Here is a 13,983-nt window from a genome sequence, read left to right on the forward strand (position 1 = left end):
TTTCCTGCCGCCACTCAAATCCCCACTCCCGAATCCCCTTTCCCGGCCTTTTCATGACCCATCTTCCCCAACTCCGTATCCCTGCCACCTACATGCGCGGCGGCACCAGCAAAGGAGTGTTCTTCCGTCTGCAGGATCTGCCGGCTGCGGCACAGACGCCCGGGCCGGCCCGTGACGCGCTGCTGATGCGCGTGATTGGATCGCCCGACCCCTATGCCAAGCACATCGACGGCATGGGCGGGGCCACCTCCAGCACCAGCAAGTGCGTGATCATTGCAGCCGCTTCGGTACCCGACCACGACGTGGACTACCTGTATGGCCAGGTCGCCATCGACACCGCGTTCGTGGACTGGAGCGGAAACTGCGGCAATCTCAGCACCGCAGTGGGGCCGTTCGCGATCGGCAACGGCTTCGTCGATCCGGCCCGCGTCCCGCGTGATGGCACCTGTACGGTGCGGATCTGGCAGGCCAACATCGGAAAGACCATCCTGGCGCATGTGCCGATCGTGGACGGGCAGGTGCAGGAAACCGGCGACTTCGAACTGGATGGCGTGACGTTTCCCGCGGCCGAAATACAGCTGGAATTCCTCGACCCGGCCGACGATGCCGAAGGCGAGGGCGGGGCGATGTTTCCTACCGGCAATCTCATCGACCAGTTGGACATTCCCGGCCTGGGCCGGCTCGATGCGACGCTGATCAACGCCGGCATTCCAACCATCTTCGTCAATGCGCGCGATCTGGGATACGCCGGCACCGAGTTGCAGGACGCCATCAATGGCGACCCGCGCGCGTTGACCATGTTCGAAACATTGCGCGCGCACGGCGCCGTACGGATGGGCCTGATCGCGACGGTGGAAGACGCAGCGACGCGGCAGCACACGCCCAAGGTCGCGTTCGTGGCGCCACCGGCCGACTACATCGCATCCAGCGGCAAGCCGGTGCGCGCGGACGGGATCGATCTGCTGGTGCGTGCGATGTCGATGGGCAAGCTGCATCACGCGATGATGGGGACCGCCGCCGTTGCCATCGGCACTGCAGCCGCCGTACCGGGGACCTTGGTCAGCCTGGCCGCGGGCGGAGCCGCGCGTTCGGCAGTGCGATTCGGGCACCCCTCCGGGACCTTGCGGGTCGGGGCCGAGGCGAACTGCGTCGACGGGCAATGGCAGGTGACCAGGGCACTGATGAGCCGCAGCGCACGGGTGTTGATGGAAGGCTGGGTGCGGGTGCCGGACGAGGCTGCCGGCACACGCTGAGGCCCGCGCTGGCGGGCGCCGGCATGTTTCTGCCGAAACTTGGTCTGAGACGGACGTTGCAGGTTCAGAGGATGGCGGCCTTGGCTGGTCGGCGCGAGGCCGGTGCCTGCAGGGGGGGATGGGCGACAGCTGCGCGCGGCCGGTCTCGACGATCCCGCCTGAAACAGCCTCCCCAAACCGGCGCGCGTTGCCTGGCGGGCTTTAGACCGTCTTTACAGCGCGTGGGGGCGGCACACAGATTGCACAGTCCTGTTGCATTAATTCGAACGGCATTTCGAATTAAAGAAACTTTTTCGTACGGGCTCTGCCATATTTGTGTAAATCGTGTTAATTCTGTTGCACCGCGGCATGCAGACGCGGCCGTCCCGTCACCCGAATTCCGGAGTTCTTTCCATGTCAGCCAGCCGGTCGCTCAAGATCAGCGTGCTCGCCGTTGCCGTCGCGTCCCTCCTCCCGCTCCATGCCGCCGCCCAGCAGGCGCCCGGCGACGACGGTGTCGTGCGGCTGGACGCGGTCAAGGTCACGGTCGAGCGCCGCTCCGAAGACTCCAAGGACGTGCCGGTGTCGGCATCGGTGCTGCGCCCCGAATTCCTGGATGCCATCGCCACCAGCGGTTCGGACATCCGCGTGCTGGCCGGCAAGACACCCAGCCTCAACATCGAATCCTCCAATGGCCGCGTGTTCCCACGCGTGTACATCCGTGGCTACGGCAATACCGACTTCAACACCTACGCCTCGCAGCCGGTGTCGCTGATCTATGACGACGTGGTGCAGGAAAACGCGTTCCTGAAGGGCTTCCCGATCTTCGATCTGGAAGGTCTGGAAGTGCTGCGCGGCCCGCAGGGCACCCTGTTCGGCCGCAATACGCCGGCCGGCGTGGTCAAGTTCAATTCGGTCAAGCCGGCGATCGGCGCCAACGATGGCTACGCCAGCCTGTCGTATGGCACCTACGGCACCATGACCCTGGAGAGCGGCCTGAGCATCGCGATGGGCGAGCACTGGGCCGCGCGTCTGTCCACCCTGGGCCAGCGCCGCGACGACTGGGTGGAGAATCGCGACGGACGCGACCTGGAAGGCTATACCGACTCGGCCGTGCGCCTGCAGCTGCTGTATCAGGCCAGCGACGATTTCAGCGCCTTGTTCAATGCGCATGCGCGCCATCTGGACGGCACCGCGCGGCTGTTCCGCGCCAACATCATCCAGCCCGGCACCAATCAGCTGGTGGATGGCTTCGATGCCGAGCGATCCTCCATCGACGGCGCCAACACCCAGGAACTGCAGACCTACGGCGGTAGCGCCACGCTGACCTGGGACCTGGGCGACATCGCCTTGCACTCGATCAGCGCCTACGAAGGCATCGGCAAGTACTACAGCCGCGGCGACATCGACGGCGGCTTCGGCGCAGTGTTCGCACCGCCGTCCGGCCCGGGCGTGATTCCGTTCCCGGTGGAGACCGCCGGCGGCATCAAGAATCTGGACCAGTACAGCCAGGAGCTGCGCGCCGAATCGCAGTACGCAGGCCCGCTCAACTGGCAGGCCGGTCTGTACTACTTCCACGATGACGTGGAGGGCGAGAACTACACCTACAACACCTTCAGCGGCGGCAGCCTGGCCAGCTACCAGCTGACCCGCCAGCGCAACACCTCGTGGGCGGCGTTCGGTTCGTTGAACTATGCGGCCACCGATCGCCTGAACCTGCGCGCCGGTATCCGCTACACCTACGACAAGAAGACCTTTGACGTGCTGGCGCTGGACCGCGTCATCCTGCAGAACCCCTCCAGCGGCGAGACCGACAACTCCAAGGTCACCGGCGATCTTGCAGCGACCTTCGCCATCAACGACGACGTCAACGTGTATGCGCGTGCCGCACGCGGTTTCCGCGGCGCCAGCTTCGGCGTGCCATCGGCCACTGCGCCGCTGACCGTGGCCGAGCCGGAGACGGTGGATTCGTTCGAGATCGGCATCAAGTCCGATCTGTTCGACAACCGCGCGCGGCTGAGCTTCGACATCTACGATTTCCGGGTGAAGAATCAGCAGCTCACCGCGGTGGGCGGCGCGTCCAACGACGTGCGCCTGCTCAATGCCGACAAGACCAAGGCGCGTGGTGCCGAGTTCGACTTCGAAGCCTTGATCACCCAGAACCTGCGCGTGACCGCCGGCGGTGCCTATAACTGGACCCGCATCGACGATCCTGGCCTGTCGGTAGGCATTTGCCGCACCTGCACCGTGACCGACCCGATCAACGCGGCCGGCCGCGCCGTGATCGACGGCAACGATCTGCCGCAGGCCGCCAAGTGGATGGCCAATGCCACCTTGCGCTACGGCATCCCGATGGGCGATGACGGCGAGCTGTTCTTCTACACCGACTGGTCCTACCGCAGCGAAGTGAATTTCTTCCTGTACGACTCGCGCGAGTTCACCGGCCAGCCGCTGGTCGAGGGTGGCGCCAAGATCGGCTACAACTGGGGTGCGGGTGCATACGAGTTGTCGGTGTTCTGCCGCAACTGCACCAACCAGATCCGCGTGACCGGCGCGATCGACTTCAACAACCTCACCGGCTTCATCAACGATCCGCGCATCGTCGGTGCGCAGTTCCGCGCCAACTTCTGATCGGCGTCGTGGTGTAGCACTCTCGGACCGCCGGCTATCATGCCGGCGGTTTTTTTATGGCGGCAGGAGTGAGGACATGCAGTGGATCCGGCAACGCGCGTGGATGATGGTGGCGATGTGGTGCGCGTCTACCGCCGCGTGGGCGCAGCGTCCTGCACCGGCCGAACCGCGCGCAGTCGTGCCGCTGGCGGCCGAGAAGGTGGTGGTCTCCACCGACATCGGCGACGACATCGACGATGCCTTCGCGTTGGCCCTGTTGCTGCGCAGCCCGCAGCTGGATGTGCTGGGGATCGCCTCGGCCTGGGGTGACACCCGCCTGCGTGCGCAGTTGTTGCAGCGCTTGTTGCAGCAGGCCGGGCGCGGCGAGATTCCGCTGGCGGTGGGGGCACCCACGACCAGCACGATTCCCTTCAGCCAGGCACGCTGGGCGGCCAGGGGCCGGTTGCCGGACCGATCGCCGGACGCGGCGGCGATGATCCTGCAGCAGGCACGCCAGCACCCGGGTCAGGTGACCTTGCTGATACTGGGGCCGATGACCGATGCGGCGCTGGCGCAACAGCGCGACCCGGCCGGTTTTGCCAAGCTCAAGCGCATCGTGGCGATGGGCGGATCGGTGCGGGTGGGCTATGGCAAGTCCGCGTATCGCCCGGCCAGCGCGCCGGCGCCGGAGTACAACATCCTGGCCGACGTGCCGGCGGCGCAGCGTGTGTTCGCCGCCGGAGTGCCGATCGTGCTGCTGCCGCTGGATGCCTCCCAGGTCACCCTGGAAGAACCCGAGCGCATTGCGCTGTTCGCGCACGGCGACGGGGTGACCGACGCGCTGACCCAGCTCTACTACCAATGGCGCAACACCGACCAGCCTTGGGCCAGCGCCACGCCCACGCTGTTCGACGTGGTGCCGGTGGCCTGGTTGCTGCAACCGCAGCTGTGTCCGACGACCGCGCTGCATCTGGACGTGGATGCGCAGGGGTATACCCGCGAAGGGCCGGGCAGCCCGAACGTGCAGGCCTGCCTGGGGCTGGACAAGCCTGGGCTGATCGCGTTGTACATGCAGCAGCTGCTGCACTGAGACGCCTGCTGCGGCGTTGTCAGAAGAGGCGTCGGTGCAACGGCGCAAACCGCCCCTCATCCGCCCTTCGGGCACCTTCTCCCGTTGACGGGAGAAGGGGGGGACGTGCTTGATGGTGCGGGTGGGACGCCTGTGGGAACCGGGACAGCCGGTAACGGATCAGCGTCGGCGATTCGGTTTTCCGGCCCGTCGACGGTGAGCGACGCCCTGCGTTGCCGGTGACAGTGATTCGCATAATCGTGTCTGCGTCCGACCCCGGCACTCCTTCTCCCGCGTGCGGGAGAAGGTGCCCGAAGGGCGGATGAGGGGGCGTTAAGAAGCCCTGCCAGCCCAGCTGTGCATGCACGGTGAAACGCGTCGTTATACTGGCGTCCTCAATCATGGGATCGCACGAATGGACAGCCGGGAATCAAGGATGAGGGCGTCGGTCACGCGAAGCCTGCTGCTGTGGGTGATGGTGCTGACGGTGGCGCTGGGCATCGTGGCCTGCAAGCGCAACGAAAGCGGCCAACTACCTGCGCCCAGTGGCGAGGCGATCAAGGCCGACAGGCAGGCCATCACCGGTTTTGCACTGGCGCGCGCCTACCCCGACCAGAGCGGCGACGGCGTGTCGCTGGTACTGGAGTTTTCACGCCCGCTGGTCGGTAGTCAGGACTTCGATGCGCTGGTGCGTTTCGAGGAAAAGACCGGGGTCGGCGACAGCAGCTGGTCGCTGTCGGAGGACGGCAAGTCGCTGCGCTACCCGTATGTGGAAGCTGCCAAGGACTACACGGTGTTGGTCGACGCCAACCTGCTGGCCGCCGACGGCAGCCGCCTGGGCAAGCCGCTCAAGCAAAAGGTCCACACCGGCGAACTCAAGCCGGTGGCCGGCTTCGCCTCGCAGGGCAGCGTGCTGCCCGCGCGCGAGAGCCGCGGCCTGCCGGTGGTGTCGGTCAACGTGCCGGAAGTGGATGTGGAATTCCTGCGCGTGCGCGAGAAGTCGCTGCCGGCGTTCTTCAAGCATTTCCAGCGCGGTGGGCGCCGTGGCAGCTGGGAGCTGGAGAGCCAATACGACGATCGCCAGCCGCTGTCCAAGCTGGCCGATCCGGTCTACGTCAATCGTTTCATCCTGGGCGGCAAGCAGAACGAGCGCGCGCTGACCTACCTGCCCACGCAGGACATCAAGGAGCTGCAGGAGCCGGGTCTGTACTTCGCGGTGATGAAGCGCGCCGGCAGTTTCGACAGCGAGTTCGACACCGCGTTCTTCACTGTCAGCGACATCGGCCTGCACACGCGGGCCTACAAGGACAAGCTGTTCGTGCACACCGCTTCGCTGCAGAGCGGTGAGGCGATCAAGAACGTGGAAGTGCACATCCTGGATGCCAAGGGCGAGCTGTTCCTCAAGGGCGCCACCGATGGTAATGGCAACGCGCTGCTCAACTACACGCTCGACGCTGGCCATGTGCTGGTGGCGCGCAGCAAGACCGATCTGTCGATGCTGCCGTTCAACCAGCCGGCGCTGGATCTGAGCGAGTTTGCGGTCGCCGGGCGGCAGAGTGCGTGGTTCGACGTGTTCGCCTGGGCGGGACGCGATCTGTACCGCCCTGGCGAGACCATGCGGGTGTCGGCGATCCTGCGCGACAACGACGGCAAGCCGACCGCCGGGCCGACGAAAGGCGGGCAGCCGGTGTTCCTGCGGCTGAAACAGCCGGATGGCAAGACCTTCCGCGAGACCCGGCTGCAGCCGGGCGAGCAGGGCTATTTCGAATTCACCCAGCAGATTCCCGCCGATGCACCCACCGGCCGCTGGCAGGTGGAATTCCGCACCGACCCGGCCAGCAGGGAAGCGGTGCAGGGCATGACCGTGCGCGTGGAGGAGTTCCTGCCCGAACGCATGAAGCTGGACCTGGATAGCGCGCAGACGACCTTGAGCGCCGGTCAGCCGTTCAAGCTGCAGGCCACGGCCGCATATCTGTATGGCGCGCCGGCCGAGGGCAACCGCTTCACCGCCAAGCTGGCGGTCAGCGTGGAGCAGCATCCGCTCGACGCGTTGCCGGGCTGGTTCTTCGGCGACCCCACGCTGGAGCTGCCGCGCGAAGCCAAGGATGTGATCGACACCGAGTTCGGCAGCGATGGCGTATTGCGCGAAGACATCGCGTTGCCGGCCGAAGCCAGGCCGGTCAGCACGATCGCCGCAGTGGTCTCCGGCAGCGTGTACGAAACCGGCGGGCGCACTGTGACCCGTACCCTCAAGCGCGTGCTGTGGCCGGCCAAGGCCCTGGTCGGCGTGCGCCCGCTGTTCGACGACAAGGACGGCGCCGATGCCAATGCGAATGCCCGTTTCGAGATCACCCGCGTGGATGCCGACGGCAAACTGCAGCCGGCCAAGGGCCTGAAGGCCACGCTGGTGCGTGAGCTGCGCGACTACCACTGGAACTACAGCGACAACCATTGGAATTACGACTTCACCCGGCGCTTCGAGAACAAGGACACGCGCACGCTGGACGTGGGGAGCGGCAATGCCAGGCTGGATGTCCCGGTGGAATGGGGCGAGTACCGCCTGGAGGTGTTCGACCCGGCCACCGGGCTGACCACGCGTTACCCGTTCCGTGCCGGCTGGAGCTGGAACGACGAGAACCGCGGGTTGGATGCGCGACCGGACAAGGTCAAGCTGGCGCTGGACAAGACCGGCTACCGCGCCGGCGATACGCTCACCGTCACCCTGACGCCGCCGCATGCAGGCAAGGGCGTGCTGCTGGTGGAAAGCGACAAGCTGCTGTACGTGCAGGACATCGACGTCAAGCCAGGCAGCACGTTCGACATCCCGGTCACCGATGCCTGGGAGCGCCACGATGTGTACGTCACCGCGCTGGTGTTCCGCGGCGGCAGCGCGCCGAGCAAGATCACGCCTGCACGCGCAGTGGGCGTGGCGTTCGTGCCGATGGAGCGCAAGCACCGCCGCGTGGCGGTGGGTCTGTCCGCGCCCAAGCAGATGCGTCCGGAGCAACCGCTGCCGGTGACGGTGAGCGTGCCCGAGCTGGCCGGCAAGGCCGCGCACGTGACCATTTCCGCGGTGGACGTGGGCATCCTCAACATCACCCGCTTCCCGGTGCCCGATGCCAACGCGCAGTTCTTCGCGCAACGGCGCCTGGGCACCGACGCCTACGACATCTACGGGCGGGTGATCGAAAGCTTCGAGGGCGCCAGCGGCAAGCTCAAGTTCGGCGGCGACATGGCGCTGGAGGCGCTGCCGCAGGCCAAACGCCCGACCGCGCGCGTGCAGACCGTGGATCTGTTCTCCGGCTCGGTCAAACTCGATGCAAAGGGCAATGCGCGCGTGCAGCTGCCGGTGCCGGACTTCAATGGCACGCTGCGGGTGTCGGCGCTGGTGTATTCGGACACGCGCTACGGCAACCGCGACATGGAAACCGTGGTGCGTGCACCGATCCTGGCCGAGGCCAGCATGCCGCGGGTGATGGCGCCAGGCGACCGCAGCATGGTGACGCTGGACGTGCAGAATTTCACCGGTAAACCGGGCGAGTTCAATGTGCGCGTGGACGCCATCGGCCCGCTGGCGATCGGCGAGGCGTCGCGCAACGTCAAGCTCGGCGTGGATGCCAAGCAGACGCTGAGCTTCCCGCTCACCGCCACCGAAGGCTATCGCGTGGCCAAGGTGAGCGTGCGCGTGGACGGCAATGGTTCCAAGGCCGACCGCAGCTACGAGCTGCCGGTACGCGCAGGCTGGCCGCAGGTGTTGCGCGCGCAGACCCGCGTCCTCGACCCGCTGGCACCCATCACCCTGGACAGCGGCTCGGCCGATGGGCTGATGCCCGGCTCGGTCAACGCACGCATGGTGGTCAGCCCGCTGCCGCCGATTCCTTTCGCCAGCGCCTTGCAGGGTGCCCTGGAATACCCGTACGGCTGCGTCGAGCAGACCACCAGCAAGGGGTATGCGGCGCTATTGCTCGACGATGCCACGGCCAGGGCGCTGGGCACCCAGGGTCTGGATGCGGCCACGCGACGCGAACGGATGGAAGGCGCGTTCGGGCGGCTGGCCTCGATGCAGATCGCCAGTGGGCATTTTTCGATGTGGGGAGACGATGGCGATGTCAGTCCGGCGCTGACGCCATACATCGCCGAGTTTCTGCTCGATGCCAGAGACGCTGGTTTCTCGGTGCCCGACAACGTGCTGCAGAAGGCACTCAATCGCCTGAGTGAAGACCTGCTCTCCGGCGGCAACGAGTTCTACGGGCAGGATCGCCGCGAGAATCTGAAGTTCGCCAACCAGGCCTGGTCCGGCTACGTGCTGGCACGTGTGAACCGTGCCCCGCTGGGGACGCTGCGCGCGCTGTACGACAACCAGCGCGACAAGGCGCTGACCGGCCTGTCGCTGGTGCATCTGGGCGCGGCACTGTCGTTGCAGGGCGACACCAAGCGTGGTGGGGCGGCGATCAAGGCCGGTTTCGCCAAGGACAGTGCCGAGCGGCCGCGTTACTTCGGCGACTATGGCAGTGCGATTCGCGACGACGCCTTGATGATGGCCCTGCTGCACGAACGCGGCCTGTCCAAGCCCGAGTACGATACCCGGGTCGTGGCGCTCGGCCGCGCGCTGGATGTACGCCGTGCCGGTGGCCCACTGTGGCTGAGCACGCAGGAACAGGTCGCCTTGGCGCGACTGGGCAAGGCCTTGATGGTCGGGCAGGGCAAGCAGGTATCCGGCACCCTCACCGTCGGCGGCGATGCGCAGCAGATCGCCGCGGCACGTCTGTTCGCGCGCAGCTTCGACGGCGCCGCGCTCGCGCGGGGCGTGCAGTTCGCACCGCAGGGCGAGGCGCCGATGTACGCCAGCCTGGAAGTGGCCGGCATCCCGCGCAGCGCGCCTGAGCCGGACACACGCCACCTTAGCGTGGAGCGCAGCTGGTACACCACCGACGGTAAGCCGTGGAGCCCGCGCGCGCTGAAGGAAGGCGAGGCGCTGATTGTGCGTGTCACCATCACTGCCAACGAATCGATGCCCGATGCATTGCTCACCGACCTGCTGCCGGCAGGCCTGGAGATCGAAAACTTCAATCTGAGCGATGCCAAGCAGTGGGCCGACGTGGTGGTGGACGGCATCGGCATCAGCGAACGTTCCCGCGCCGCCGACGTCAAGCACGAAGAGTTCCGCGACGACCGCTATGTGGCCGCTCTGGCGCTCTCGTCGGGCAGCAAGGCGCAGCTCTATTATCTGGTGCGTGCGGTCACCCCGGGCACATACACCGTGCCGCCATCGCTGGTGGAAGACATGTACCGGCCGGAGCTGCGCGGGGTGGGGCACAGCACGCCGGCGACGATGACGGTGGTGCAGCCGTAGGGGCACGCCATTTCTGACGGACACCGAAACTCTGCCTTCTCCCGCTCGGGAGAAGGTGCCCCGCAGGGGCGCATGAGGGTGCGCCGCGGAGATCTACCATCACCTGAAATGACAAGCGCGTCGCCACGCGGCATCAGACCTGAAGCACCGACTGCTTCACTGCCTCGCCTTCGTACCCTCACCCCAACCCCTCTCCCGCAGGGAGAGGGGCTTTGATCGCCCTGCGGCAGGAGTGAAGAGGGATAAGGCCGCCCACTTAGCGGTGCCGTCAGCGATTCCTTACTCCCGTCGGGAGAAGGTGCCCCGCAGGGGCGGATGAGGGTGCGCCGCGGAGATCTACCATCACCTGTCATGACAAACGCGTCGCCACGCGCCATCAGACCTGAAGCACCGACTGCTTCACTGCCTCGCCTTCGTACCCTCGCCCCAATCCCTCTCCGGCCGGGAGAGGGATTCTTGAAGCGCCGCACTGAAGGTCTTTGCGACTCCGGCGACCGTCTTCGTCTCTGGCGACACCGCTACGCATTGTCTTGGCATTGCGATGCAAGCGACACGCAGGGGTCATTTCTACTGGCTACGGTGGCGTGCCTTCTCACAGGCGTGGCGTCCTTGCTGCGCGTTCCCGGGATTCCATGCAGCGCTCCGATTCGTTCCGTTTTCATTTGACTGTTCTCGCCGTCGCCATCGCGGCATGTTCACCAGCGCTGCAGGCGCAGACCAACGCGAGGTCTGCCAGCGCAGAGCGCAGCGTTTCATCGTCGCCTTCATTATCTGTAGATCCCGCAGACGCCAGCGCGGCACCGGACGACGCGGTAGGCACAGAGTCCGCCGCGTCCCCAGGTGACGTATCCAACGCCGATGCACCAGCCGCCGCAACCAAAACCGGCGTGCAGACACTGGACGCCATGCAGGTCACCGGCGTGCGCCGCGCCAACGCAGCCGCAGTGGAAAGCAAGCGTGCGGCGACCAACATCACCGATGTGATCAGTGCCACCGATGTACGCGCACTGCCGGACAGCACGATTGTGGAAGCGCTGCGTCGCGTTCCGGGGTTGTCGGTACTGCCGGCTACCGACAACGAGCATCCGCGCGACGAGGCGGCCACGCCGGTGCTGCGCGGCCTGGGGCCGTCTTACAACAATGTCACCATCGATGGGCTCACCATCGCATCACCCGGTACGCCGAACGGCACGCTCGGGTCGATCACCCGCGGCGTGCGGCTGGATCTGCTGCCGGCCTCGATGGTCAGCGAGTTGCAGGTGGTCAAGACGTTTACCTCGGATCTGGATCCCAATGCCACCGGCGGTGCGATCAACCTCAAGACGCGCAGCGCATTCGAAAACGGCGGCAAGCCATTCTTCAGCGCCGAAGCCGCGCTCGGCCACGCCAACGATGTGGGCAAGCCGCGCGACCAGGACGATCTTGGCTATCGGTTGAATGCCACCGGCAGCCGCACCTTCGGCAGCGAGCAACAGTACGGGCTCACGGTGTCGGCCAACTACCAGACGCTCAGCAGCTATACCGAAACCCACATGACCACCGACACGGTGCATTACGGGTTCTACGACAACAACGGTGTGCTGCAGACCGGTGCCAATCTCGGCAATGGCTGGGCGGTGCCGCAGCAGGACAAATACTGGTACGTGCAGAACCAGCGCGACCGCTACGGGGTTACCGGCAAGTTCGAGATGCGGCCCAGTGCGGCGCTCGAAGCGTATGCCATGGCCGGCTACTATTATTTCAAGGACAACATGGAGCGCAACGAGGTCATCATCGACCCGCGCAACCGCAGTCAGGTGTTCGAGCAGACCGCCACCTCCGGCCGTTACCCAGGTGGCGATGTCGAGGTTGGCTATTCCAACCAGATCGTGACCACGCGCACCAAGGTGGCCCAGCTGGGCACGCTCTGGCGTCCTACCGACCGGCAGCAGTTCTCCGCACGAGCGGCCTTGTCGGATGCGACCTACGACGAACCCATTCGCATGATCAAGTACGCAACCGGCATCACGCGCCCAGCGCCGGTGCCGGTCGGGCAGACCGGCAGTGGCGTGACCATCAACGCCACACCCGACTACGCCTTTGCCTATGACACGTCCGGCTTCGATCAACGTTTCGGTGTGTCGCCGCAGGCCTACAACAACCTCAACAATTACAGCCTGTCGTACTGGCGCCCTGACTACAAACGCACTGCCGCCGATCGCATTCTGACCGGTCGGCTCGACTACGGCTTCAATCAGGGCGAAAGCGATCAGGGCACTGGCTTCGCGGCAGGCGTGTCGTACACCACCGACAAGCCGTCCTACGACATCTATCGCGTGGAGTACCAACCCAATACCAGCGCGCCGGCCTTCGGCCTGGCCAACGTGGCGGGCACCGGCAGGGCGCCGCTGCGTTACGCCGGCTTGAACCTGATCACCATCGATCCGGACAAGGCCAACCGCGTGCTGGCGGCATCGCCGTTGAGCGCATTCAACAGTACCGACCAGCAGGCCTTCAGCAACCAGGACAACTTCACCCATACCGAAAAGATCTTCGGCAGCTACGGCCTGGTGAGTTATCGCAGCGATCGGCTCAATGTGCAGGCAGGCCTGCACTACGACAGCACCAGACTCGACACCGTCGGTCGCCAGCGCCAGCTGGATACCGCCAGCAACCGCTATGTGTATGTCGACAACCCGACCAGCGCGGATTACGCCTATCTGTTGCCGTCGGCCGTCATGACCTACCACCTGACCGACACGCTGGACCTGCGCGCCGGCGCCAGCCGTACGCTGGGCCGGCCGCCTTACGACGCATATGCCGCACGCACCTCGATCGGCTTCGTCAACACGGCCGACGCCGGCAACCCGAATGCGCAGGGCGTCACCGTGACCATCGGCAACCCCGACATCAAGCCGCGCGTGTCCAATAACCTGGATCTGTCGCTGGAATGGCGCCTGCCCGGTGATTTCGATGCATTCGCCTCCGCGGCGGTGTTCGACAAGCGCATCCAGGACGAGATCTTCACGCTCTCGCGCACCGACAGCTACACCTTCGACGGCACCACCTATGCCAATGCGCTGATCAGCACGCCGGCCAATGCCGCGAAGGCACGTATCCGCGGTGTGGAGCTCAACGGCATCGTCAACACCCTGGCGCCGCTTGTTCCGTGGCTGAGCGGAGTCGGCTTCAGTGTCAATGTTGCCGTGCTCGATGGCAGCCTCGATGTGCCGTACAGCATAGGCAGCGGCACCACTGTCACCCAGCGCGAGCGCAAGCTCGACAACCTGGTCGGGCAACCGGATTACACCGCCAACGCCACGCTGTTCTACAACACCGGCGGCCTGGAGTTGCGCGCGGCCTACAACCGGCAGGGCAAGGCCTTGCGTTCGATTGTCAGCAATATCGATTGGCAGGATCTGTACTGGTCGCCGCGCTCGCAACTGGATTTCACGGCCACCTATGCCATCAGCAAGCAGCTCAGCCTGGTGGGCCAGGTCAGTAACCTCACCCATAGCCGCATCACCAGCGTAACCGGCCCGGGGCAGAACCTGCTCAAGGACAGTTATTCGGTGCCGACGACCTATTGGATTGGTCTGCGGTTCACGCCCGCGTTTTGATCCAGGGCAACAGACCGTTGTTCGCTGCGGCGTGCATGGCGCGATCGCGTGGTGCCAGCCTGGACCGGTGGCGCATGTACTGACCGCTCGCGCCCGGCCTGTTGCGCTGGCGAACGTGCA

5 protein-coding genes are annotated in these 13,983 nt (G+C 65.6%); all 5 read left to right on the forward strand.

Annotated elements, in window-relative coordinates:
• The first annotated feature begins 53 nt into the window (after positions 1-53).
• The 5 genes from prpF to LL962_RS08195 all read left to right on the forward strand — a co-directional run bounded on the left by prpF (position 54) and on the right by LL962_RS08195 (position 13,863).
• Positions 54-1,253, forward strand: a complete 1,200-nt coding sequence (prpF, locus tag LL962_RS08175) for a 2-methylaconitate cis-trans isomerase PrpF (RefSeq protein ID WP_228316530.1) — start codon at positions 54-56, stop codon at positions 1,251-1,253.
• A gap of 393 nt (positions 1,254-1,646) precedes the next feature.
• Positions 1,647-3,863, forward strand: a complete 2,217-nt coding sequence (locus tag LL962_RS08180) for a TonB-dependent receptor (protein WP_104584462.1) — start codon at positions 1,647-1,649, stop codon at positions 3,861-3,863.
• A gap of 76 nt (positions 3,864-3,939) precedes the next feature.
• Positions 3,940-4,932, forward strand: a complete 993-nt coding sequence (locus LL962_RS08185; RefSeq protein WP_228316531.1) for a nucleoside hydrolase — start codon at positions 3,940-3,942, stop codon at positions 4,930-4,932.
• A gap of 415 nt (positions 4,933-5,347) precedes the next feature.
• A complete protein-coding gene (locus LL962_RS08190; protein WP_228316532.1) occupies positions 5,348-10,264 on the forward strand; it encodes an alpha-2-macroglobulin family protein in 4,917 nt (1,638 codons plus the stop codon).
• Between the two features lie 632 nt (positions 10,265-10,896).
• A complete protein-coding gene (locus LL962_RS08195; protein WP_228316533.1) occupies positions 10,897-13,863 on the forward strand; it encodes a TonB-dependent receptor in 2,967 nt (988 codons plus the stop codon).
• Positions 13,864-13,983: the final 120 nt, after the last annotated feature.

Origin of the sequence: Xanthomonas sp. NCPPB 1067 (assembly GCF_020783795.1) — a bacterium.
GTDB classification, from domain to species: Bacteria; Pseudomonadota; Gammaproteobacteria; order Xanthomonadales; family Xanthomonadaceae; genus Xanthomonas; species Xanthomonas melonis.

Coding starts and splice junctions, on each gene's coding strand:
- prpF (WP_228316530.1), top strand. CDS start 54: ATGACCCATCTTCCCCAACTCCGTATCCCTGCCACCTACATGCGCGGC.
- LL962_RS08180 (WP_104584462.1), top strand. CDS start 1,647: ATGTCAGCCAGCCGGTCGCTCAAGATCAGCGTGCTCGCCGTTGCCGTC.
- LL962_RS08185 (WP_228316531.1), top strand. CDS start 3,940: ATGCAGTGGATCCGGCAACGCGCGTGGATGATGGTGGCGATGTGGTGC.
- LL962_RS08190 (WP_228316532.1), top strand. CDS start 5,348: ATGAGGGCGTCGGTCACGCGAAGCCTGCTGCTGTGGGTGATGGTGCTG.
- LL962_RS08195 (WP_228316533.1), top strand. CDS start 10,897: ATGCAGCGCTCCGATTCGTTCCGTTTTCATTTGACTGTTCTCGCCGTC.